A 22,985-nucleotide genomic window follows, 5' to 3' on the forward strand; every position below is an offset into this window, starting at 1 on the left:
GAAATGAACTAGTCACCCATCCTAATTCTCTAAAAATCATGATGGTTGACTCTGTAAATGATTAACTACAGTTTATGCTGGCTAACAATCAGAAGTACAAGATGATGCAGGTTTGGCAAATTGGGTAGTGGATTCAGTAATCTGAATATCGTATTTTTTCAATAACTTATCAACAAACCCTGACTGTATGAGTTTGGGATATTCAGTATCAAACTGATTTAATAATTGTTGTTTTTGTGGGTGTTTTTTACTCACGCCTAGGTAGGCGGGAAGGGCGTTTGGTAGGCGCCCAGCCATTTTTATTTTGTCTTGTAAGTTAATCTGCTTGAGATTGTAGTAGGCGTTGTCTTTGTCTATGGCAATGATATCTGCTCGGCCTAAGTTGATCATGTTAAAGGCACGCTTGATGGCTATTTCGCCGCCTAATTTAATTATGTTGTCCGATTGTTCAAGGTAGTTTTGATAAGCTTGGCTAGTGGATGAATAGTTAAACCCTGAGATGTTTATAATTCTTTGCCCTTCTAATGAGCTCACTCCATCATAATAAAAAGAGCTATCGTTACGAGCCCAAAAATAAAAAACTATACTCATTAGAGATTGCTTACTCACAGCTAAATATTTGCTGTTAAAGGTATTAATGGCACAGATTAAATCTATTTCTTGTGCTTCTACCGAACGCAATGCCCTAGATAAATTTAATTCAAATTTAGTTACTTGATAACCTAGCTTGGAATATAAATGCTCAATTATTTCATAGCAGTATCCGGAGCTATCGCTATTATTGATAATCATGACGGGAGGGTAGTCGAATATAACCACAGACAGTTTTTGGGCATTCGATAAAGGGCTCAACAGACCTAATAAAATAAGAAATACATTAATTTTAGTAAGGGTCATTTAACACCATAGGCTTAATCTAATTCGTGATCTAATATCTAAGTGAGTTGCTATGTGCTCAAGCATAATAGTGATTGGGCAATATGCAAAAAATCTCTAAAATATTTTCTCCAACGTTCAGAATGCAGGCTTGAGTTGCTAATTTTAGTCTGCCTGGGTTCGCCTGCCATACTCACTTAAAAAGGTAGTGTTGCCATTACTCAACTTTTATAAAGTGCATATCACGCCATTCATGTGAGCTTAAAACTCTGGTGGTAAAGGGGTGCAGTTTAGCGCCAATTACATTGCGCTTAACATCTAACTCAAAATGTATAAAAGCGTCGGATGCGGCATTTTTGTTGTCCCATTCAATTTTGTAACTGGTATCCTGAAAGGCGCTAAGGGTGCCTTGCAAATTCGCCATGCGCGATGATTTTATTCGAAGTTTACCAGCCTTTTTATTGGTGGCTTGTTGGGTAATGACAAAGTCACCAAACCATTGATCTGTGTAAGTGCCCACTACTTGGTTGTTAGTTAGTGTGCCTTTAGCTGTGGCTTTAGGCGTGGTGTCGGGGCGTGATAGATAGGCCTGCTCTCGCTCGTCTTGATAAGCCACATATTCGGCTACCCAATCTTTTTGCTCAGTATCCATAAACATTTTTAGAATGGTTTGCATTACCGCGCCGCGGGCACCGTAGTTAGAGCCGTTGTTAAGCACAACTACCCCAAGCTCTAATTCTGGAATTAAGGCAACAAAAGCTTGATAGCCCGACAAAGTGCCAGTGTGAGAAATACGTTTATAGCCTTCATAATTGCTTAAGCGCCAACCAAGGCCGTAGGTACGAAAATAGGTAGAGTCCCATTCGGTATCTGTGTCTGATACGCCTAGTATGGTATGCGGTTGCCACATTTTTTCTAATTGTTGGCGAGAAAAAGGCAAGTGTTGCTGGCCTAGTTGTTGTTCGTTTGAGTCGCTAGCCTCGTCATTCATGTTTGCGTCATGCAAGAGTGCGCTAACCCACTTGCTCATTTCTGCGGCGCTGCACACCATACCCCCAGCTGCAGCAGACATTAGTGCATCACCTAAAATGGCGTTACGTGGAATGGGGTAAATACCTTGCTCGTCGTTGTGACCATAGCTCATGGCACTTTGGGTTAGTTCAGTTTTGGGCATATCACCGGCGTAGCATTGCATGCCTAAAGGTTTAAAAATTTGTTGGTCAACAAAGTCTTCAAAGCTTTTTCCCGAGATTTTTTCGACAATTTCACCGGCAGTTATGTAAAGCACATTGCTGTAGGCGTAGCTTTGTCTAAATTGATAGTTAGGGGTTAAAAAACGCAAGTTTTTGACCACTTCTTGGCGGCTAAACCCGCTTGGCTCTGGCCAAATCATACTGTCGCCTGCGCCGCCAACTAGCCCGCTTTTATGGGTGAGTAAATCTTCTATAGTAAAATGTTTAGTGGCGTAGTCGTCTTGCATTCTAAAGTTGGGGAGGTGGTCTATAACTAAGTCATCCCAATTAAGTTTTCCTTGGTCGACAAGTACGCCTAATGCTGCGGCGGTAAAGGCCTTGCTGGTAGAGGCCAATCGAAAATAAGTATTTTCGTTTACAGCTTGTTGTGTGGCAATGTTGGCAAGACCATAGCCTTTGGCATATATCAATTGGTTTTGGTGCACAACTGATACGCTCATGCCTGGGGTATGAAAAGTATCTAAGGCATTTTCTACCGTTTCATCTAAGGCTTGTGGATCCCACTTTGCTTCTACCCTAGGTAGTAGCCCTAATAATATGACAAACAGCACAAAATTTTTCATAAAACTTATTCAACCAGTAGACCATCTATGCCTTCAATTGTGCGTAAGTTTTGCATTAAATTCAATCTCTTAGGTTATAGGCTCTGAGCGATAATCCTGAACATGCATAAATTAAAACTAAGGGTTTTGTAAATAATAGTTTTGATAAGGCTTATAGGTGTAGTAACTAGGGTATCAAGTTGCAGCAAAAGTATTTTACTCAAAATATAACGATTTTGGCCTTACTGCCGTATTAGTTATAAGCTAGTAATTGCGGATACTTGACTTACAATTCCTAGTGCTACAAATAGAAATTAAAGCCTACAAGGCTTAAATAATTGAAAGAGAATTATCTATGCTAAAAAAATCATTATTTACCGTGTTTTTAACCTTCTCGGCGCTGACCCTATTCCCTCTAATATCAGTGGCAAAAACCTCATCTGAGTTAGCTGTCTTAAAGGGTAAGCTGGCGGTAGTAAATAAGTCAGACAACTCAATTAGTTTAATTGATCTTGAAACACGTAAAATTATCAACACCTTACCAACCGGATTAGGGCCGCACGAATTAATTGTTAGCCAAAACGGTAAGTGGGCCGTTAGTACTAATTTTGTGGGTGGCGACAGTCTTACTGTGTTCGATTTGGCAAAACAACAAGTTGCCCGAACCATCAACTTAACCCAGTATCCGGGACCACATGGTATTAGGTTTTTAAAAGACCAACAACGCGTGGCTTTTACCTCAGGTAAGAGCCAACATATGGTGATAGCGAATATTCAAAGTGGCCACATTGAAGCAGCAGTGAACACCCAACAACAAACCACCCATATGCTGGCAATAAGTCCTAAAGAAGACGTTGCTTTTACCACCAACATTAGGTCAAACAGTATTTCAAAGATCTCCTTGGCAACTATGAGTTTGCTCAAGCAGATAAAAACCCATGCCATGCCCGAAGCCATTAATATTAGGTCTAACGGCCAGCACCTTTGGTATGGGGCAAATAAACAAGGACTGGTGACGGTAATTGATGCCAACACCGAAACTCAATTAGCTCAATTTAAGGGCTTTGGCTTTCCTTATAGAGTGTTATTTTCGCAACACGAAAAAGTAGCAATAGTGCCTGACTTTAGCCGCCACCAAGTGCGTTTTTTTGATAGCAATACCTTTCAAGAGCTAGGAACACTAACCCTGCAGCAAGGAGCAGGGCCTCAAGGTATTAGCTTGCACCCAGAATTGGACGTGGCGTTTTTATCATTAAATTTAAAAAATAAAATAGTGGCCATTGATATTAACGCTAGAAAAATTATCGCTGAGTACCCAACAGGCAATAACCCTGATGGTGTGGTGTTTTATTACGATAATTAATACAACACCTCTGGTTTTTTAGATTCGGCACTAAAGTGCCAAGTTTTTTTTACCTTAGTGACCCACTTCAGCCACATAATCGACTGTTTCGAGTATTTTGCTTATCACAACCTCAGGTGCATCGGCAGGTATGTTGTGAGTGGCTCCTTTGACAATAATATGTTCTGAATTACTCGATAATTTGGCAATACTGGTTTGCATTTTTTGCCACTGGTTTGTCACCTTAAAAAACCTTGGGTTATTGGCATAGGTGGCGCTGTCGTGGCTTAACACTAGTAGCCTTAAATCGCCAAAATCGTAGTTAAACTGGGCCAAGGGAGTATAAAAGCCTTTTTCGTTTCTGTAGGTCGAAAGCACCTGAGCGTATTGTAAACTGGCATAATATTGGTCTAGGCGTTTAGAGGTTGCTGAGGTGTAAGTTTTAAACATATTTTTAATGGCAGACACACCTAATACCGCATCTAGGTAATGCCATACTTTTACATACTCAGCTATGGGTTCGAGTTTACCTTGTAATAAGCCATGCTGATTTTCGTGCGCCGAATCTAACAAAATTAGCGCGGCTAAGTTTATCTTGGCATTAGCAGCTGTTCTTCGAGCAATAATGCCGCCATAAGAATGTGCAACTAAGATGACAGGTTGGTCGCCAGCAATATGTTGAATAAGCGCAGCTTGAAGTTGCGATTTTTGTTCAGTGCTAAAAGTAGTAGGGACATTGTCGCTCCCCCCGTGGCCTAATCTGTCGTAATAACAAGCGGTAAAAGTGCTAGGTAGTGATTGAACAATTTCATTCCAGCTTTGTTCTGAATCTGAGCCAAACCCAGTTTCAAAAAACACATAGGGTTTACCTTGGCCTTGACATAAGTATCTAACTTGCTTGCCCTCATAACTAAAATAGTTACCCGAAAATGAAAAATCTTGGTGCTGATAATACGCAATGGCACGCAGTAATAAATAGCAACCTATTATTAAGCCAGTGATAAAAATGAACTTGTTTGAGGTGAAACGCTGAACGACGGAAGGCACATTAATCCGTTGATTTATATAAAGTTATTAGATTATTAACACAGGGGAAATACCAGGTCAATAAAGTCTACGTCTGCTCTTATTGACCTAACAAACTGGACTAGTGACAAATCTACCTATTTAATTAAGTCGATTTATAAATACTTCAAATACCATTTTTGTGGATTGTTGGCTCTGTAGGCATGATATTGCTTGCATGGCCAGTACAAGATCAGTACCACAGCTATCCAGACTAAGTAGGTTAGTGGCAGGCTGACTCCATGCTCTAATAATTTTCCACTTTCAAATAATTCTGAGGTCATGACTAGATCACTCCATGAACCTCCTTGCAAAATTGCCAAAATGTTGCCAAGGAAATGAGCTAAGAATAAATGCAAAATATAAAAAAGAAACGGCACTCGTCCATAAACCACAAGCCAGTGAGTGATTTTGTTTTGTGCTGCTTCAAAATAAGCCAAAAACAATAAACCTAAACCTAGTGTAACTAATATAAAAACCAAAGAGGGGGGATACTTAGTCACATTCATATAAGACATAAAGGTCAATAATGTAGAGGCTTGCTCTTCCCACGGCTTCAAATCTCCATAAAGATTAAAATAACGAACTAGCACAAATAACAACAACATGCCTAGCGCCATCCAGCGGAGCATTTTTTGACGCTCTTGAGTGTTGGAGAAGTGGGTATAAAGTTGCCCCGAACAATAACCTAAAACCATTACGCCTATCCAGGGTAATACCGGATAAGAGAATGCCACAGCAAAGTTTTCACTAAACTGAATAAAGTTACTTTGATGAAAAAGGTACCAAAGGATGCTCGAAAAGTCCGAACCTTGGGCTGTATAGGAGTCGAGTAAATTGTGCCCAAAAATAATGACCAGAGACAACAACAATAACCATTTAATGGGTAAATAAATAAGAGCAGACAAGGCTAGCATACTGAAGCCAATCGCCCATATAACCTGTAAATTTATAAAGTTGTAACTAGGATCAAAGGTCCATAAAAACGTAATTAAGGTACATTCTAAAAATATTAACCATAACCCTCGGGTCAGTAAGAATTGCGCCGTTTTGCCTTGGCTTTTTACTTTACTGGCATATAAATAGGCCGACATTCCGGCTAAATAAACAAATATTGGTGCACATAAGTGTGTTATCCAACGAGTGGCAAATATTGGCCCAGTAGTGGTTTCAAGATCGGTTGGATCATATAAAAACGCCCCCAAATGGATATAGTCACGTACATGGTCTAAGGCCATTAGGACTATCACTAATCCTCTAAGCATATCTAGTGACTCAATACGTTTGGAATGCATTTAAATATGTCCTTGGTTTTGTAATAGCTATTTGCTGTTACAAAAAACACTATAGTCTAGGGCAACTATACTGCCATATTTAATTGAGCCATTGCCTAATGGACTTGGTTATAAACTATTGCCATTCACCTCAAAGCAATAATTTAGGCTAAGGCCGGTTTATTGGGGTTGGGGGTTAACTCAGTGCAATCTTTGGCTTCGGTTTGGTCTACCACTAAGCTTAAAAAACCGCTGTCGCTATACCATTGCTTAACTACTCGAGCATAGGCGCGAGTGTGGTAACAACCTACTTTAAATACAGTGCCCATATGATCTGTGGCTAAGGGCAGGTGAGGGTGCAGGTCGCTTATCGCTTTGATTTGGGCTTTAGATTGCGGCACTAATAACACATGATGTTGGGCTAGCTTGCTGCCAGCAAGGTGGGCGTTGAGTAAGTCTCGAGTTTCGTTAAGTACCAGCTGTTCATCTAAGCTCACATCATTGTCGGCTTGGGCTATCACTGTCATTAAATCAGCGACTTGTAATATTTGCTCGCGCGGTGGGTGTCGATGAAGATATTGAGTTAATCGGCTGCGCAATAAGCTGTGTGGTTCTTGGCAATGGCTAGGATCGGGTTTAGGTAGCGACTTTTGTGGTACGTCCCAGGTTTTGGCAAAGTCGTTAATTAAGGCTTGTTCTCTGGGGTCGAGGTGATCGTCTAAACGTGCCATGGCATCTAACACCGCAACCAATTCTTCTGCGGCCACAGGTCTAAACATATCTTTAAGTAAGTTGCCTGCTTCTTTTTGGTCTAAGCGTATGGCTTGTCGAAAATTACGCCAAAAAACACCAGAACGATAGCCTTGTAACCACATGCCAGCGCCTATGGCGATAAATAGCAGGTTCACCCCTAAAAATATCATTTCGGCAATCATGCCTTCGTACGTGCCTTCAATATAAAACCAAGCCACAAAGGGCAAGCCTGTGCACAGAGCCAGTAATTGTGCGCTTATTGATATACTTTCAGCCACCACCTTTTCGTGTTTTCGACTCCATATTTTATTGACTGTTAAATATGCTTCTACAAACATCAAAACTAAAGACACCCACACCCAGATACGAATAAAGGTATTAAAATCAAGGTTGCTCAACGACATACAAAAAGCTCCTAGCCTTGTACTGATAACGAAAGTATAAGAAAGGCTTGATATCTATACAATTTTACTTGGTTGTTATTCTGAAAAGGTGAAAAATGACTCGACGTTAAGAGCGTGGATGTATATAAAATTGCCCTATCTCAAGCCCGATTAGCCCATACAGTTACGCCTTTAACAGCGAGCAGCGACATGGCACTTTAGAAAAAGGAAAACTGGCAGATTTTATTGTTTTATCTCACGATCCCAGAGCAATAGATCCAGTAAAAATAAAAGATATCAAAGTGTTAAAAAATTACATTGAAGGCCAACTTGTCTACTCGTTGCCTTAGTTTTAAGGCAATAATTGTCAATGCGAATTTCCCTTACCATTTACTTACAGTTTGTGTCAGATATTTTTACAAATTAGGTCTTTATTAAAATCTAAAAATCTAATTTATAATTAAAAAACTTAATTTTTATCCCTTGAAAACAATTGCCTACTATTTTAAACGATTTTATGGCTTACATTTTGCTTGATTGATGTAATGGGGCAATATAGCCAATGGCAAAATGTTTGACACTGGCCTAGCCCAAGTTAAATTTTGTCAATTATTAGGAAGTATGTATGAGTGCACTCAATTCAACTAACTCGTCTCGTGTCACATTGCCAGCTGTTGCTTTAGCAAGTGCGTCGGTATTTGTTGCCAATGGTGCCAATGCTGCCATTATTAGCCAAACAGACTTAAATCAAGAAGTTTTGCCAGGGGAAGTGCTGACCAATATTGGCGGTGTGACAGGCCTGACCATTGATTATACTGTAACTACTACTTTTAGTAGCAACGTCAAATCAGAATTAAGAAGCGATTCCATTGCGAATTCAGTTGTATCCCATGTATTACCAGGAACAACTATAGGACCTGCTACAGTGTTTACAACTGCAGTACCGTTAACCATTGGAAGTGGACCTGCTCCGGTTACTGATTTTACCAAATTATTCGGTTTTAAGTTCGGATCTGATTTAAATCCTAAATTTGGTTGGATAAAAATTAACATAGTTAACGGTGATTTTACTGATCCAAATCCTTTAGCATCTGTATTTGTAGATAGCTGGGGATACGAAACTGAAGCTGGAAAATCTATTGTTGCAGGTGCTACTGATGTAAATGCACCAACAGGTTTGGCTTTGTTAGCTTTAGGTGCAGCAGGCATTGCTGTGTCGCGTCGTCGCAAAACTACACAAGTTAACGCTTAAAATTTAGTATGGAAATAAACACAACCACAAAAACATTAAATTTTGTGGTTGAAATAGCACGGCCTTCGCAAACCCTAGCCGTGCTAACTCTTTTGCCTAGCTTAATGTCAGCTCAGGTTTTGCCCACTCAATTTATTATTGCGCGCTGTCGAGATAACCCATCACATATATTCGGTGTTGCCGCCTGTGTGCCGCATATTATTAGTACTAAATGGCCAGGCTTTGCTTTGCTTTTAAACGTAATTCCTAAGTTTAGGCGTCAAGGAGTGGGTAGCGCCTTGCTCGAAAAAATAAAAGTTGAGGCTAAAAGCTGGAATGTGGATTATTTGCATGTAACCGAACACATTGCGAGCAATAGTCCTCTCGCGCAGTTTTTACTCAAGCAGCATTTTCAAACAAGTAGCAAAATGCATTATTTTTTGAGCCAAATGCCTACAACTTTACCTATGTTGCAAAGGTTAGTTAAAGCTTTGTATAGGCGTAATCGCATACCTAATGGCTACAAATTACAACCCTTGGTAGATGCCGATATAGCGCAGGTCTCTGCGTTATTTGCAGAGCAATTTCATGTGCCATCTGCACATGCTGTGCACGAAATGCAACAAGCTTTAAACGAGCCCATGAGCCAAGAAATTTCCTTGGCCTTATGTAACGGCCAGCAAGTTGTAGGCTTTTTACTTGCAAAGCAAAGTCAAAACATTCCAGAGGTTAAATATTGGGTTGTGGGGAAAAACTATCAACAAGGTTGGGCTGCCGCTTTAATTTTAGAGAAGTTTGTAAGCCAAGCGAACGCAAGAGGTATAAAGCAAGGCGCATACTCTTGTAACCATACAACCAGAGCTACCTTAAATATTGCCAAAAAATCTGGTGCGGAGTTAACCGATATCAGGCGTAGCTTTATGTTAAAACTGGGCGCGCACTCATGAGTTCAACTAAGGCCCCTTTGGTTGTCCTTGCTATTGATGGATTAGACTGGCAAATACTACAGCAAGGCATAGATAAAGGGATTATGCCTTTTTGTCAAAAATTGATAGAAAACGGAGCAAGTGGAAGATTAAATACTCCGCCCCCTCACAGCAATGCGGCTGTTTGGAGCACTATTGCCACTGGCCTACTCGCCGACCAACATGGTATTTGCCATGGACTAACCATTAGAGAAGAAGGCTTGACTGCGCAAAGCGTTAGCGCCAGATCACTTAAAGCCCCAACGTTTTGGCAAACCGCCATGCAAGCAGGTAAAAAAGTAAAAGTGGCTGGTTGGCCCGCATCGTCAAATTCCACCATTTTGGCTAATGCACAAGGCAGTTGTATTGTTGCCCAAGGAGTAGAAAAGGCGCATCCCATTGGCGATCATTGTTGGCCTCTCGCGCCTGAACTGGTAAGCCCAATTGCAGACAGAGAAACTATTTTGTCTTTGCTGGTGCACCCAACCGACCTCGACAGTCAAATGTTGCAACCACTTTTACCCGCAAATTCTAATTCACTTGAATTGAGTCAGTTAACCGCGGGTTTACTCGCCGAAATCACCAGCTTACATAATATAGGTACGCATTGGGCTGAGCATTCTGATTGGGCATTACTTGCAGTAAAATTTAGCTTTTTGCCCACTTTAGTCAGTACCTACGCAAAGCAAAATGCTGATCTTCACGCGCTAATGCAGCCTTGGTACCAATATGTAGATTTGATGATTGGACGTTATATGGCATTGGCAGGTCCAGCCGCAAATCTAATAATAGTGTCTGATCATGGCGTGCCTTTGCATCAAGATTGCGATTTTGAGCATTTATTTGCGCGACAATCTGCAGGTACCATCATTGCGTGTGGGCCAGATATTCCTCAAGATATTTTGTTACCCGATAGCAGTGGCTTAGACCTATGCCCTAGCATTTTGGGGTTACTTGAATTACCTATACCAAGCACAATGACAGGCAAAAGCTTATTTAAAGACATCAAGCCTTGTGCTGACAATCCGGATTCATCAGTTAGCAGTTTAAGCTTGTCTGATTTACTCATACAGCCAAAAATCGATAATGCCAGTTTGGCCTGGTTAAGGGAGCATGGTTACCAGCCAGCTGTCATTGATCCACTGATGCCTATAGTTAATAAAGTTAAAGCTGAAATTATGGCTGGATGGGCAGCGGTAAAATATGCCAAAGGAAACCAAAGCGAAGCGATAAATGTGCTGCAAAAAGCCCTCGAAATTCAACCAAATAATTTGAATTGGCGGATCAGTTTGGCTAATCAGTTACTTGAAAGTGGGCAAATAGAGGCTTGCAGAAAACTTTGTGAGGGTTTTCCAGCTGCAGCTAAAGAAGGCGATTGGCCGCATGTGATCAACAGTTTGATTGCCTTTGCAAATAAAAACTGGCAAGTGGCTGAACAACATTTGTTAAAACTGGTGGACTCTGCAACTAGTCCTATTAATGCTTACGGCTGGTTAGGCCATACTAAATTTGCTCAACAACAATGGCTAGCAGCTAGCCAAGCTTACCAAGCGGCTTTGCAAGGAAAAGGTGAATTAGCCGGCTTTTATGAAGGGCTAGGTCAGGCTCACTTAAAATTAGAAAACTTAGAGAAAGCCTTACAAGCGTTTTCGTCGGCTATAGTTCAACATCCTTTTAATGCTCAATACTTGCTTAATAGGGCACAAGTTTATTTACAAACTCAGCAGCTTGATTTGGCTCATCAAGATGTTTTACAGGCACTAAAAATAAAGCCAGACTTGACCCAAGCTCATAGTTTATTAGCCAAAATTACCACTCTATAAAAAAACTAAGGCTGGCGCTTTATATCAGGAATGCTTAACCAAACTAATCCGCTCCCTAGCAATTAGCTGGTGGTTTGTTATTCAGCCAGATATTTACTTAGGGGCTAATCTGGCTTAGTATCGTGGGCGTTTTAGTTGATGAGCTTGGTATGTTTAAACCTTTTTCACACATTTTGCTGGTAGTTGTTATGCTGGTTGCCTTTGTAGGGCAAGCTCTGGCGTATTCGGCTATGTCTTGTGAAATGTCGGTACATGCAAACTCTGAGTCTCATGCGGCAAAACAAATGGATCACAGTACTATGGATCATGCAGGCATGGATCATAGCAACATGATGCAAAACAGCAGTGCTGAAGAGTGTTGTGAACTGGATTGTGTTTGTCCAGCTCAGGCCTGTTCATCGGTTGTGGTTTTTACTTCAAACTCAGGCATAACTAGCATTCTGCCAACCAGCAGCTTAACCATTAGTTACCTGACTTTTCCCCTAACTGCTATTTCTAGCAGCTTATTTCGTCCACCGATTTTTGCCTAACCTAGGGTTAGTGCGCCTGCAATTTAGTTAACCGCAGGCTCATTGCCACTTTTCGTTAGTTTTCCTGTTAATTAAGCGCCTTTGCGCAAAGTATTATCCAGCTTAGTCTGGGGGCAAAAATGAAATATAAATTTGTAAAACTGCTAGTAATCTCACTTGGGTTATCTGCATCTGTGGTAAAAGCCGATGAAGGCATCACCTTGTCGCAAGCTATAAACTTGGCTCAACAAAACGATCCTTGGTTGCATGCCAGTCAATTGCAGCAACAAGCGACTCAAGATAAAAGTGTGGCTGCGGGTGAGTTGCCCGATCCTAAGCTGTCTATTGGGTTAATGAATATGCCCACAGATACCTTTAATTTTGGGCAAGAGGCCATGACCCAGTTTAGTTTAGGCTTAACCCAAATGTTTCCGCGGGGCAGTAGTTTGCAAATTAAACAACAACAATTGCAGTTAGCCTCAAGCAAGTTTCCGTTATTACGTGAAGACCGCAAAGCCAAATTGGCCACTATTGTGGCTGAGTTGTGGTTAAACGCCTATCTCGCCCAACAATCTATTGCCTTAATTGAGCAAGACCGCGCCTTATTTGAACAAATGGCTGATGTAGCCAATGCCAGTTATTCAAATGCTGTCGGTAAAACTCAGCAGCAAGATGTGATCCGCGCGCAGCTTGAAATTATCCAATTAGAAGACAGGTTAACTGTCGAGCAACAAAAGTTAGATACTTCCTTGGCGGCATTGAATGAATGGTTACATGTGTTTGCTCCAGAAAATTTAGATAGCCAATTTAATTTTGAAGGCTCTACATCTGCCTTAACCGTTTCTAGTCGTTTGCCAAGTCTTGCTTTATTAACGCCCGAGTTACTCAGTCCAGCACATTATTCTCGTAACAAAATGGCCAGTGTTTTAGCTAATCACCCGGCCATATTAGCGGTAGAGGTAGAGCAAAAAGTGAAGTTGTCTGAGGTGGAACTGGCTAAACAACAATATCAACCACAATGGGCTGTGAATGCCAGTTATGGGTATCGCGACAATATGCCTTCGGGAGAAGGACGGGCAGATTTGTTTTCGTTAGGGGTGAGCGTGGATTTACCTTTATTTACTGAAAATCGCCAAGATAAACAAGTCAGTGCTTCTATCGCCGAATCAGAAGCAGTGAAAACCGAAAAGTTACTGCTAATTAAACAAATGCTCAGTGCGCTCGAAAAAAATCTTAAGCAATTAACTCAATTAGAAAAACGTCAAAGCCTGTATCGGCAGCAATTACTTAAACAAACTCATGATCAGGCCGAAGCTTCGTTAACCGCTTATACCAATGATGATGGCGATTTTTCTGAGGTGGTGCGCGCTAGAGTGGCAGAGCTCAATGCCCACATATCGGCGTTAAAAATTGATCTTGACCGACTTAAAACCATCAGCCGAATTAATTATTTTTTACTTGGCGCTCAACCCTCATCAGCCAAACATGATCCAAAGGGAGAATACTAATGTCATCAGTTAAACATACGGCCATTGGGCTAAGTATTGGAGTATTGTTAGGGGCGGGTTTGTTAGCGTTTTGGCAATCAGATAAGCCTAACAGTGAAAGTCAGGCCAGCACTGACAAACAACCTTTGTATTGGGTCGCCCCCATGGATGCTAACTACAAACGTGATAAACCGGGTAAGTCGCCCATGGGTATGGATTTAATTCCAGTTTATGAAGAGTCTGACAGCTCAGATGTGGGCCCAGGTGCAGTGACCATAGCCCCGCATGTGGTGAATAATTTAGGGGTGCGTAGCGCCGCGGTTGAGTATAAAAGCATGCCTAGCGATATTGTCACAGTTGGTTATGTGCAATACGACCAAGATGAATTAATTCATATTCATCCACGTGTAGATGGTTGGATTGAAAAACTATACGTAACAGCTGCAGGCAACCCGGTGGAAAAAGGTCTGCCGCTTTATACCCTGTATTCACCGCAATTAGTGAATGCACAAGAAGAATTATTAATTGCCATTAAGCGCAATAATGCATCTTTGATCAGTGCAGCTAAAGAGCGCCTTAAAGCTTTGCAGCTCGCTCCCGATTTTATAAACAAATTAGCCCAACAGCAAAAAGTGCAACATACCATTACCTTTTACTCACCTAAAGCTGGGGTGGTAGACAATTTACAAGTGCGTGAAGGGTTTTATGTTAAACCTGGTAATACCTTGTTAAGCATTGCCAAGCTTGATCAGGTTTGGGTAGAAGCTGAAGTGTTTGAACGCGACACCGCACTTATACAAAAAGGCTTACCTGTCACCATGCAGCTCGACTATCTTCCGGGCAAAACTTGGTCTGGGGTAGTGGATTATGTGTACCCTAGCTTAAACACACAAACCCGTACCTTAAGAGTCAGGTTAAAGTTTGATAACGCAGACTATCTACTAAAACCCAATATGTTTGCACAGGTTAGCATACACGCCGCAGTTGCAGAGCCAAGCTTGTTAGTGCCTAAAGAAGCGGTTATTCGTACAGGTAAACAAGACAGAGTAGTGCTGGATTTAGGCCAAGGGCAATTTAAGTCTATAGCTGTGACAATTGGCCGAGTAGGTACAGATTATATTGAAATTCTGTCTGGTCTAGAGCAAGACGAAAAAGTGGTGACTTCGGCCCAATTTTTAATTGATTCTGAATCAAGCAAAAGCTCTGACTTTAAACGCATGAGCCAGCAGCAAGTACCGAGTTCAGTGTGGATGCAAGGTGAAATAAATTCTGTCATGGCGGCACATAAGATGGTGAATATTACCCATGGACCTGCACCAGAATGGGATTGGCCTGAAATGACCATGGACTTTGTATTAGCTCCTCAAGTAGACATTAACCAGCTACAAGCCGGCCAATCTTTGCACTTTGAAGTGAGTAAAACCGATACTAGCGACTATCAAATTACTGGCATACATATTATGCAGTCAGAGCCGCAAGCACAGCCGCAGGTATCGAGTGCAACTGTGTCTGGAGAAATTCATTCAAATGATAAAAGCAGCAGAGTGTTAAACATTAGCCGTGGGCCAATAGAAAAATGGAACCGAGCGGCTGCCACCATGGACTTTGTGGCGGATAAAACTATAGATTTAGACGCCTTATATGCAGGGGCAAAAATCACTTTTACCTTTGAAGTGCATGATGATTTGTTGATCACTTCGCTCACACTTAATGCCGAACCGTCTGAGCCAGCAGCTACAGCTGTTGATCATTCTCAGCATTAATTAGGGAGAGAAGTATGATTGAATCAATAATTAAATGGTCGGTGGGCAATCGCTTTTTTGTGTTGCTAGTGACTATTATGTTGGCCTTTGCGGGCTTGTATTCCCTAAAAAATACCCCTGTAGATGCCATTCCAGACTTATCGGATGTGCAGGTAATAATTAAAACCAGTTACCCAGGCCAAGCACCGCAAGTGGTGCAAGACCAAGTGACTTTCCCTTTAACCACAGCCATGTTGTCTGTACCTGGGGCGCAAACCGTACGCGGTTATTCGTTTTTTGGCGATTCTTACGTTTATATAATTTTCGACGATGATACCGACATTTACTGGGCAAGAAGCCGGGTTTTAGAGTATTTAAGTCAAGTAGCTCCTAGTTTGCCCGATTCGGCTAAACCGCAATTGGGGCCAGATGCAACAGGGGTGGGCTGGGTTTATATTTACGCTTTACAAGATAAAACTGGCCAACACGATCTAAGTCAACTACGCAGCATTCAAGACTGGTTTTTAAAGTACGAATTACAAACTGTGCCAGGGGTGTCAGAAGTGGCGGCCGTTGGTGGCATGGTTAAACAATATCAAGTGCAAGTAGACCCCGACAAACTACGCGCTTACAACATGCCCTTAAGCCATATTCAAAATGCCTTAAAGCGCGGTAATCAAGAAACCGGCGCTTCTGTGGTAGAAATGGCCGAAGCCGAGTACATGGTGACGGCAACAGGTTACATTCAATCTGTGGCCGATATTGAAAAAATTCCATTGGGGATCAGTGAACAAGGCACACCTTTACGTATTGGTGATTTAGCCAATGTGCACCTTGGGCCGCAAATGCGCCGTGGTATTGCCGAATTAAATGGTGAAGGCGAAGTGGTAGGCGGCGTAGTAGTTATGCGTTTTGGTGAAAATGCGCAAGACACCATTAATGGAGTAAAAGCCAAGCTGGAAACATTAAAACACTCATTGCCAGAGGGCGTAGAGATTGTTCCGGTTTACGACAGATCAAAATTAATTGAATCGGCAGTTGATAATCTTTGGAGCAAACTATTAGAAGAATTGGCGGTAGTTGCCTTAGTTTGTGTGGCATTTTTGTTCCATTTACGCTCATCTATTGTGGCCGTTATTACCTTGCCTTTGGGTATTCTGGTGGCTTTTATCATTATGTATATGCAAGGCATTAACGCCAACATCATGTCTTTGGGCGGCATTGCCATTGCTATAGGGGCCATGACAGACGGTGCCATAGTCATGATTGAAAACATGCACAAACATATGGAGAAAACGCCGCTTACCGAGCACAACCGTTGGCAAATTGTGGCCAAATCGGCATCTGAAGTTGGGCCGGCATTATTTTTTAGTTTGTTAATTATTACCGTGTCTTTTATGCCTGTGTTTATTTTAGAAGCACAAGAAGGGCGTATGTTTGCGCCTTTAGCCTATACCAAAACTTATGCTATGGCGGCGGCTGCAGGTTTAGCCATTACAGTTGTACCAGTGTTAATGGGGTATTTTATTCGCGGTAAAGTGGTGTCTGAAAAGAAAAATCCCCTTAATCACTTAATGGTTGCCATCTATATGCCTGCGTTAAGGCAAGTGATGCGTTTCCCTAAATCCACTTTAGTCTTGGCTTTTATTGTCACTTTAATTGGTTTTTACCCTATTGATAAAATTGGCAGTGAGTTTATTCCGCCCTTAGATGAGGGCGATTTAATGTACATGCCTACCACCTATCCAGGTATCTCTATTGGTAAAGCCCGCGAGTTGTTACAGCAAACCGACAAGTTAATTCGTACAGTGCCAGAGGTTGAATCGGTATTTGGCAAAGTTGGCCGTGCAGAAACCGCGACTGATCCAGCTCCGCTAACTATGATAGAGACCTTTATTCAGTTAAAGCCTCAAGATCAATGGCGTGAAGGGGTGACCACCGCCAGTTTAAAGGCCGAGTTTGATCAATTGGTTAAATTTCCTGGGGTAACTAATGCTTGGGTTATGCCAATTAAAACCCGAATTGATATGTTAGCCACAGGCATAAAAACCCCAGTGGGCATAAAAGTAGCGGGGCCAGATTTAGCTGTGATCCAAGACATAGGTCAGCAAATTGAAAAGCTTTTGCCAGAGTTAACCGGCACTGCTTCTGTGTACTCAGAACGAGTTGCAGGTGGGCGTTACATTAAAGTAGATATTTCGCGTGATAAAGCCAGCCGTTTTGGCTTAAACATTGCCGATGTGCAACAAGTCGTCTCTACCGCTATAGGGGGGATGAACGTGACGCAAACCGTTGAAGGCCAAGAAAGGTATCCGGTTAACCTGCGCTACCCACAAGACTACCGTGACTCGCCAGAGCAATTGGCTAGGCTGCCTGTTGTTACTCCAAATGGCCAGCGAATTGCACTAGGGGATGTAGCCAATATTCGGATTGAAAATGGCCCCCCAGGCATTAAAAGTGAAAATGCCCGCATTAACGGTTGGACCTTTATCGACATAGACGGTGTAGATGTGGGCACTTATGTAGACAATGCCAAACAGCATTTACAGCAGCATCTTAATTTACCTGCTGGTTATTCAATTACTTGGGCGGGGCAGTATGAATACATGCAGCGCGCCAAAGCAAAGCTAAGTTATGTTTTGCCTTTAACTTTGGCCATTATAGTGATTTTGCTTTACCTAAATTTTGGCAATATGCGTGAAGTGGCGATTATTATTCTGACCCTTCCTATGGCCATGATAGGCGGCTTGTGGCTAATGTATTTTGAAGGGTTTAATTTCTCGGTGGCAGTAGGAGTGGGCTTTATTGCTTTAGCTGGGGTGGCAGTGGAAATTGGGGTCATTATGCTGGTGTACCTCAACCAAGCGGTAAAAGATCTTGTACAACAAGCTCAAGACAGTCATCAAGCCATTACCCTCAAGGCTTACCAAGAAGCGTTGTTACAAGGTGCGGGTCTGCGCGTACGCCCTGTCATGATGACAGTGGCCACCATTATTATTGGTTTGTTACCAATTTTGTATGGCACGGGCACAGGTTCAGAAGTGATGAGCCGAATTGCAGCGCCTATGGTAGGCGGTATGACTAGCGCTGTGCTTCTCACCTTAATAGTGTTGCCTGCCATTTATAGTTTAGTGAAATGGCCACAAATTAAAGCAGTACATAAAGAGTTAAGTTTGCATGATTAAGACAATAAGAAAATACCACAAATGGTTAATGGCCTTTGTGGGTCTGCAGTTTTTGATTTGGTCAGTAACGGGTTTGTATATGGTGAGTTTAAATATTCACTTTATTCATGGCGAAAATCTAGCCCAGCATCAACAACAAAAGTTAAATTTAGCTGAAGTGCATTATTCGATTAACGCACTTTTGGCTGATTTTCCTGGTGCCACAGGAATTAAGCTAACTAGCTTAATGGGGCAGCCTGTGTATCGTTTTAATTTAGCCGGTCAAGGCAAACAATTAATTGATGCCAGTACAGGAAAGCCATTAGGTAAAGTGGACCAAAACCAAGCTAAACAGATTGCCCAATACTATTACACCGGCAATCAAGAGATTCAGTCCATTAAGCTCATGACCAAAATGCAAGACATGCCAGCCGAGTTATCCCCAAGACATTTACCTTTTTGGCAAGTGACCTTTGCTGACTTTGCCAATCCAACCTTTTACATTCAACAAGACTCTGGGGCCATAGTCACTAAAAGACACGATTATTGGCGGGCTTTTGATTGGATGTGGCGATTTCATATTATGGATTATGACGATGGCGAAAATGTCGCAAATTGGTTTTTGTTAGTTATAGCCTGTTTGGCTTTATTGGCCGCCTTGGCTGGAGTGATATTGACCTATTTTAGGGTGGTAAAGGCGGAACAACAGGAGCAACAACATGCCTCTGTTTAAATTAAATAAGTCGGTACATAAGTGGTTGTCTGTGCTGGTGGGCGGGCAGTTGCTTATTTGGTTAATTAGCGGTTTGTATTTTAACCTAATGGATCATAGCACTGCAGGTGGTAACGAATTTAGGCAAAGTGTAGAGCATAATAGTAACTCGCAGTTGACGCCCTTGATTGAGCCAACTCAATTAAATATTGCTCCCGCACAAAGTGTGAATCTGCTATTTATTTTAGGTAAACCGTTTTATCAAGTGGTGTATCAAGCAGCTGAGCATGATTATCAAGCCAAACACATAGAGCTGTTTGATGCAGTGACAGGACAGCCCTATATGTTAGAGGCTGATATGGCCGAACGTATTGCCCTAGCGTCTTATGCCGGTAATGCCAAAGTAGTTAAAAGCCAATATCTTAAACCACCTATAGACGAATTAGTGAATCAACAAAATCCGTTATGGCAGGTTAGCTTAGATGATGCCAATCAGACCAATGTATATATAGATGGCAGTTTGGGCAGAGTGATAGCCCATATCAACAACGACAAGCGTTTATTTGATTTTATGTTAATGCTGCATTTTATGGACTATTTTGGCACTGGAGGTTTTAACCATTGGTTGATCATTAGCTTTGCAATTGGCACTTTGCTGTTGTCAATGACTGGCCTTACTTGGCTGCTGTCATTATTTAAAAACGGCATGTTAACCATCAAGTTTTCTAAAGCTAAACAAAGTATTACCCTTAAAACTGCCACAGAGGCCAATGCTAGCAATTTGTTCTTAACTAAGCATGCCACAGTGTTAGATGGCTTAGCCGAAAAGCATATCTTCTTGCCGTCAAGTTGTGGAGGTGGTGGTACCTGCGGTAAATGTGTGTTTAAAACTTCGGCGCAGATAAAAGTTACAGCCAGTGAATACGAACATTTAAGCCAAGCTCAGTTAGAACAAGGCTATAGACTTGGCTGTCAGCAAAAGGTTGTTGATCTAACTCATTTAGATATTTCTGCTCAAACTAGCGCCCAGCAACATGAGTTAGTGGTGACTCACAGTCAATTTATTAGCCCTTTTGTTAAAGAAGTTAGCTTTGCTTTAACTAGTGGTCAGGCGTTAGATTATGCAGCAGGGGCTTACATGCAGTTTGTGATCCCTAAAGCTAACAATAAGCTAAGGCCAGCTGATATTCCCGAGGGTTTTTTAGGGTATTGGCAAGATGTTAAAGATAAAACTTATACACATGCTGGTGGGCTAAGAAACTACTCAATACTAAATTATGCACAAGAATCCCAAAGCCTTAGGTTTAATGTTCGCTGGCAACTGACTAAAAATGGCGAATATGGCGGTATAGGCTCGGGGTATTTAGGTGGCTTAGCTGTGGGTGATAAAATTTTGGCAAGAGGGCCGTTCTCGGAATTTTTTGCCACTAACAGCTTAACTAATCAACGTTTCTTTATTGGAGCAGGATTGGGGTTAGCCCCACTTAGGTCAATTATTTATGAGCAAATCTACAGGCTCAAGCAAACCAATCCTATTACGCTTATTTATGGCGCTAGCAATCAAGATAGTTTGCTTTATCACACTGAATTACAGGCACTTGAACAACAAAACCCACACTTTACTTATTTGCCTACTTTGTCTTCGCCAACTAAAGCATGGTCGGGGCATAAAGGTTATGTACAAGTGTTACTCAAAGCCTTGTTAGAACAAGGTATTGAGCGTAGTACTTGCGAGTTTTATTTGTGTGGTCCACAGGCAATGATGCAAGAGGTAGAGCAATTATTGGCAGATTTTGGCATACACAAATCGCGGATTTTTAAAGATTCATTTAGTCGCTAAATATTTTGATTGTGAACAAAAATTTTGCATAACAGCTCTTAGTTTGGCAATACTGCTAAGAAGACATAAAGCATTTTTACAACTGACGAGGCAACAATGGAAATTTCAAAGTTATTAATCTTAATTGCGTTATTACAATATATGGGGTTTACCTTAAAAGCCGGAGTATCGCGGCCTAAAATGGATATGCCTGCACCAAAAACCAGCGGCAACGATATATGGGAAAGGTTGTTTCGAGTACAGCAAAATACCTTAGAACAGCTGATTGTATTTATCCCTGGAGTATTGATCTTTAGCCAATATATTAGCCACCTGTGGGTGTTAGTGCCTGGTGTTGCTTTTATTCTTGGACGTCAAATTTATGCCATTACTTATGTTAAGGCGCCAGAGTCTAGAGTTTTAGGTTTTGCTTTAACTTTTTTTAGTAATCTTGCTTTGGTTATAGGTGGGTTAATTGGTTTAGTGCTGCACATGTTAGGCTAACCAACAACCAGCGTATTTATTTACAAAACACTTTAGCGCCTATGATTTTATACGCTGGGGTACCACGAATTAAGGTATCTCTGGCAAATACGCTGTGGCATTTAGGGCAAGTACAAGCTGTGTGAGTAAAGTCTTGGCTGATCCGCTGTTTAAAACATTTTACCAATTGGCCTTTCCCACCCTTGTGGTATTTAAATAGTTGGGTTTTACATTGGCTGCAATAAATATCAACAGTGGTGACTGGGGCTTTTTTGTTAGGTTTGCTCATTTTATCTTAAGATGCTGGTTAAGTTTTTAGCTTAACATACTCCCCACTTTAGCCGCTGCAACTTCATCTTTGGGTGAAGTAAGTTTGTTATTCTGTTCTTTTTTTTGCTTACCGTTTGGGGTGTTTATCTTCTCGGCTGTATTGGTTGTGCAAAAAAAGTTTAGACCTAGCCTGAGTGATTTTGTTATTATCCTTGGTTGATGTGCGTCAGTAGTGGCTTAACGGGGAGCAAAAATTACCGCATGCTTTATCGTTATTTATGGGTCATCTTACTGTTAAACTATTCGCCATTGGTCTTAGGACAAGGCATAGCACAATGTGACCTTCCAACCAAAGAGTGTTTAACCTGGTTAGAAACAGAGCTGCCCAATGCTTCAGCTCAATCTAAGTATTGGTATAAACTAAAACTCTTACAGTTTGATGCCCTGACTACCACTAAAAACTTTGTTGAGTTGCAGCAGCAATTAGACAAATTTAATAATCAAACTAATTTACCTCAGGTTTTTGCTACTCAACTTAAAATCTATCAAGCCAAGTTATGGTTGATTAATGGTCAAAGAGAGCAGGCTAAGGCTTTAATTAATTTATCGCTACAAGATTTACAACAGTTAAACCAAGCTTTTTACAGCCCCAATCGATTAGTCAGAATCGCTAACTTAATGTTAGATTTAGAACAGTATCAACAAGTGAAAGTGCTACTAGAGCAAGTGGCAGTCGACTATCAAAACAGTAAAGACAGCTACCTAAAGTTAGAGCTATACGGCAATTTAGGTCACACCTATCGCTTTCTTGGGCAACATCAACAGGCGTTAGACTATTATAAAATGTCGCTTGATTGCGCTATGCAATTGGCCGTGGCACAACAAATTTCAGTACTACATACTCATGTTGCTCGAATGTATCACCTAGTTGGACAACTTGACTTGGCGCAACAACATTTTAATCACGCCCTGCAGTATGCTGAACAAGATAATCAAAACTCTACCATACTCAATGCAAAAATTGATTTGGCTTATTTTTATGCGACTCAAGAGCAAATCAAAGCTGCTCAAGCTGTGGCTAAATCTATTGATAGTGGCTCAGTGTTACCTTACCAACAAAAAAAGTGGCAGCTTATAAAGCAAGTCATATCGCTTAATCCATAAACAATATATCAACAAAATTTTCAACTTGTTTGGCCAAACCTTTAGTTGAATTAAAGGACCTTGCAAACGTATTCAATAAAGCTTTGCAATCGTATTCATTTTAACTATTAGTCTTTAGTTTTCGGTTG

19 protein-coding genes are annotated in these 22,985 nt (G+C 41.3%); 13 read left to right on the top strand and 6 right to left on the bottom strand.

The genetic code is table 11. The features are described from left to right. Nucleotides 1–81: 81 nt before the first annotated feature. Nucleotides 82–897 (bottom strand): substrate-binding periplasmic protein, encoded by an 816-nt coding sequence (locus tag ACVCDT_RS04375; protein WP_447131530.1) that lies wholly within the window; start codon nucleotides 895–897, stop codon nucleotides 82–84. 196 nt (nucleotides 898–1,093) lie between these two features. After that, a complete protein-coding gene (locus tag ACVCDT_RS04380; protein WP_447131531.1) occupies nucleotides 1,094–2,692 on the bottom strand; it encodes a serine hydrolase in 1,599 nt (532 codons plus the stop codon). A 334-nt stretch (nucleotides 2,693–3,026) separates the two neighbouring features. Here ACVCDT_RS04380 and ACVCDT_RS04385 point away from each other — a divergent pair, with 334 nt between their 5' ends. Beyond that, the gene (locus tag ACVCDT_RS04385; RefSeq protein WP_447131532.1) at nucleotides 3,027–4,034 is read left to right on the top strand and encodes a YncE family protein; all 1,008 of its coding nucleotides are present in this window, start codon (nucleotides 3,027–3,029) and stop codon (nucleotides 4,032–4,034) included. Between the two features lie 54 nt (nucleotides 4,035–4,088). Here the strand turns inward: ACVCDT_RS04385 and ACVCDT_RS04390 are convergent, their stop codons facing one another. From ACVCDT_RS04390 to ACVCDT_RS04400, 3 genes are all read right to left on the bottom strand, one after another. Continuing rightward, nucleotides 4,089–5,060: an alpha/beta fold hydrolase gene (locus tag ACVCDT_RS04390; protein ID WP_447131533.1), complete on the bottom strand. Its 972-nt coding sequence runs from the start codon at nucleotides 5,058–5,060 to the stop codon at nucleotides 4,089–4,091. Nucleotides 5,061–5,194: 134 nt separating this feature from the next. After that, a complete protein-coding gene (locus tag ACVCDT_RS04395) occupies nucleotides 5,195–6,373 on the bottom strand; it encodes an acetyltransferase domain-containing protein (RefSeq protein ID WP_447131534.1) in 1,179 nt (392 codons plus the stop codon). A 143-nt stretch (nucleotides 6,374–6,516) separates the two neighbouring features. Beyond that, nucleotides 6,517–7,509: a tellurite resistance TerB family protein gene (locus ACVCDT_RS04400; protein ID WP_447131535.1), complete on the bottom strand. Its 993-nt coding sequence runs from the start codon at nucleotides 7,507–7,509 to the stop codon at nucleotides 6,517–6,519. Between the two features lie 149 nt (nucleotides 7,510–7,658). On the opposite strand from ACVCDT_RS04400, the gene ACVCDT_RS04405 reads away from it, so the two are divergent. From ACVCDT_RS04405 to ACVCDT_RS04455, 11 genes are all read left to right on the top strand, one after another. After that, nucleotides 7,659–7,838, top strand: coding sequence for an amidohydrolase family protein (locus ACVCDT_RS04405; protein ID WP_447131677.1), 180 nt, complete (start codon nucleotides 7,659–7,661; stop codon nucleotides 7,836–7,838). Between the two features lie 275 nt (nucleotides 7,839–8,113). Continuing rightward, on the top strand, nucleotides 8,114–8,740 hold the full coding sequence (locus tag ACVCDT_RS04410; RefSeq protein WP_447131536.1) for a hypothetical protein: 627 nt from the start codon (nucleotides 8,114–8,116) through the stop codon (nucleotides 8,738–8,740). Between the two features lie 8 nt (nucleotides 8,741–8,748). Further along, nucleotides 8,749–9,666 carry a GNAT family N-acetyltransferase gene (locus tag ACVCDT_RS04415; RefSeq protein ID WP_447131537.1) on the top strand — a complete coding sequence of 306 codons (918 nt, stop codon included), beginning with the start codon at nucleotides 8,749–8,751 and terminating at the stop codon, nucleotides 9,664–9,666. Next, nucleotides 9,663–11,507, top strand: coding sequence for an alkaline phosphatase family protein (locus ACVCDT_RS04420; RefSeq protein WP_447131538.1), 1,845 nt, complete (start codon nucleotides 9,663–9,665; stop codon nucleotides 11,505–11,507). The genes ACVCDT_RS04415 and ACVCDT_RS04420 overlap by 4 nt, the downstream gene beginning before the upstream one ends. A gap of 149 nt (nucleotides 11,508–11,656) precedes the next feature. Continuing rightward, on the top strand, nucleotides 11,657–12,037 hold the full coding sequence (locus tag ACVCDT_RS04425) for a hypothetical protein (RefSeq protein WP_447131539.1): 381 nt from the start codon (nucleotides 11,657–11,659) through the stop codon (nucleotides 12,035–12,037). A 119-nt stretch (nucleotides 12,038–12,156) separates the two neighbouring features. Beyond that, nucleotides 12,157–13,524, top strand: coding sequence for a TolC family protein (locus ACVCDT_RS04430; RefSeq protein WP_447131540.1), 1,368 nt, complete (start codon nucleotides 12,157–12,159; stop codon nucleotides 13,522–13,524). Beyond that, complete coding sequence (locus ACVCDT_RS04435; protein WP_447131541.1) at nucleotides 13,524–15,266, top strand: efflux RND transporter periplasmic adaptor subunit; 1,743 nt, start codon at nucleotides 13,524–13,526, stop codon at nucleotides 15,264–15,266. Before ACVCDT_RS04430 ends, ACVCDT_RS04435 begins: the two co-directional genes overlap by 1 nt. 14 nt (nucleotides 15,267–15,280) lie before the next feature. Then, on the top strand, nucleotides 15,281–18,430 hold the full coding sequence (locus tag ACVCDT_RS04440; protein ID WP_447131542.1) for an efflux RND transporter permease subunit: 3,150 nt from the start codon (nucleotides 15,281–15,283) through the stop codon (nucleotides 18,428–18,430). Next, entirely contained in the window at nucleotides 18,423–19,142 is a 720-nt protein-coding gene (locus ACVCDT_RS04445; protein WP_447131543.1) for a PepSY domain-containing protein, read from the top strand. The genes ACVCDT_RS04440 and ACVCDT_RS04445 overlap by 8 nt, the downstream gene beginning before the upstream one ends. Continuing rightward, nucleotides 19,129–20,961: a PepSY domain-containing protein gene (locus tag ACVCDT_RS04450; RefSeq protein WP_447131544.1), complete on the top strand. Its 1,833-nt coding sequence runs from the start codon at nucleotides 19,129–19,131 to the stop codon at nucleotides 20,959–20,961. Before ACVCDT_RS04445 ends, ACVCDT_RS04450 begins: the two co-directional genes overlap by 14 nt. A gap of 96 nt (nucleotides 20,962–21,057) precedes the next feature. Beyond that, nucleotides 21,058–21,444, top strand: coding sequence for an MAPEG family protein (locus ACVCDT_RS04455; protein ID WP_447131545.1), 387 nt, complete (start codon nucleotides 21,058–21,060; stop codon nucleotides 21,442–21,444). 16 nt (nucleotides 21,445–21,460) lie between these two features. Here the strand turns inward: ACVCDT_RS04455 and ACVCDT_RS04460 are convergent, their stop codons facing one another. Then, the gene (locus ACVCDT_RS04460; RefSeq protein ID WP_447131546.1) at nucleotides 21,461–21,712 is read right to left on the bottom strand and encodes a hypothetical protein; all 252 of its coding nucleotides are present in this window, start codon (nucleotides 21,710–21,712) and stop codon (nucleotides 21,461–21,463) included. A 242-nt stretch (nucleotides 21,713–21,954) separates the two neighbouring features. On the opposite strand from ACVCDT_RS04460, the gene ACVCDT_RS04465 reads away from it, so the two are divergent. Beyond that, complete coding sequence (locus ACVCDT_RS04465) at nucleotides 21,955–22,857, top strand: tetratricopeptide repeat protein (RefSeq protein WP_447131547.1); 903 nt, start codon at nucleotides 21,955–21,957, stop codon at nucleotides 22,855–22,857. Nucleotides 22,858–22,985: the final 128 nt, after the last annotated feature.

Source organism: Paraglaciecola aestuariivivens, from assembly GCF_052983255.1.

Bases quoted from the DNA above. Each gene is read 5' to 3' on its own strand.
- ACVCDT_RS04425 (WP_447131539.1), top strand. From the start codon at position 11,657: ATGTTTAAACCTTTTTCACACATTTTGCTGGTAGTTGTTATGCTGGTT.
- ACVCDT_RS04450 (WP_447131544.1), top strand. From the start codon at position 19,129: ATGCCTCTGTTTAAATTAAATAAGTCGGTACATAAGTGGTTGTCTGTG.
- ACVCDT_RS04440 (WP_447131542.1), top strand. From the start codon at position 15,281: ATGATTGAATCAATAATTAAATGGTCGGTGGGCAATCGCTTTTTTGTG.
- ACVCDT_RS04445 (WP_447131543.1), top strand. From the start codon at position 18,423: ATGATTAAGACAATAAGAAAATACCACAAATGGTTAATGGCCTTTGTG.
- ACVCDT_RS04375 (WP_447131530.1), bottom strand. From the start codon at position 897: ATGACCCTTACTAAAATTAATGTATTTCTTATTTTATTAGGTCTGTTG.
- ACVCDT_RS04395 (WP_447131534.1), bottom strand. From the start codon at position 6,373: ATGCATTCCAAACGTATTGAGTCACTAGATATGCTTAGAGGATTAGTG.
- ACVCDT_RS04435 (WP_447131541.1), top strand. From the start codon at position 13,524: ATGTCATCAGTTAAACATACGGCCATTGGGCTAAGTATTGGAGTATTG.
- ACVCDT_RS04430 (WP_447131540.1), top strand. From the start codon at position 12,157: ATGAAATATAAATTTGTAAAACTGCTAGTAATCTCACTTGGGTTATCT.
- ACVCDT_RS04455 (WP_447131545.1), top strand. From the start codon at position 21,058: ATGGAAATTTCAAAGTTATTAATCTTAATTGCGTTATTACAATATATG.
- ACVCDT_RS04410 (WP_447131536.1), top strand. From the start codon at position 8,114: ATGAGTGCACTCAATTCAACTAACTCGTCTCGTGTCACATTGCCAGCT.
- ACVCDT_RS04400 (WP_447131535.1), bottom strand. From the start codon at position 7,509: ATGTCGTTGAGCAACCTTGATTTTAATACCTTTATTCGTATCTGGGTG.
- ACVCDT_RS04460 (WP_447131546.1), bottom strand. From the start codon at position 21,712: ATGAGCAAACCTAACAAAAAAGCCCCAGTCACCACTGTTGATATTTAT.
- ACVCDT_RS04380 (WP_447131531.1), bottom strand. From the start codon at position 2,692: ATGAAAAATTTTGTGCTGTTTGTCATATTATTAGGGCTACTACCTAGG.
- ACVCDT_RS04415 (WP_447131537.1), top strand. From the start codon at position 8,749: ATGGAAATAAACACAACCACAAAAACATTAAATTTTGTGGTTGAAATA.
- ACVCDT_RS04420 (WP_447131538.1), top strand. From the start codon at position 9,663: ATGAGTTCAACTAAGGCCCCTTTGGTTGTCCTTGCTATTGATGGATTA.
- ACVCDT_RS04465 (WP_447131547.1), top strand. From the start codon at position 21,955: ATGCTTTATCGTTATTTATGGGTCATCTTACTGTTAAACTATTCGCCA.
- ACVCDT_RS04385 (WP_447131532.1), top strand. From the start codon at position 3,027: ATGCTAAAAAAATCATTATTTACCGTGTTTTTAACCTTCTCGGCGCTG.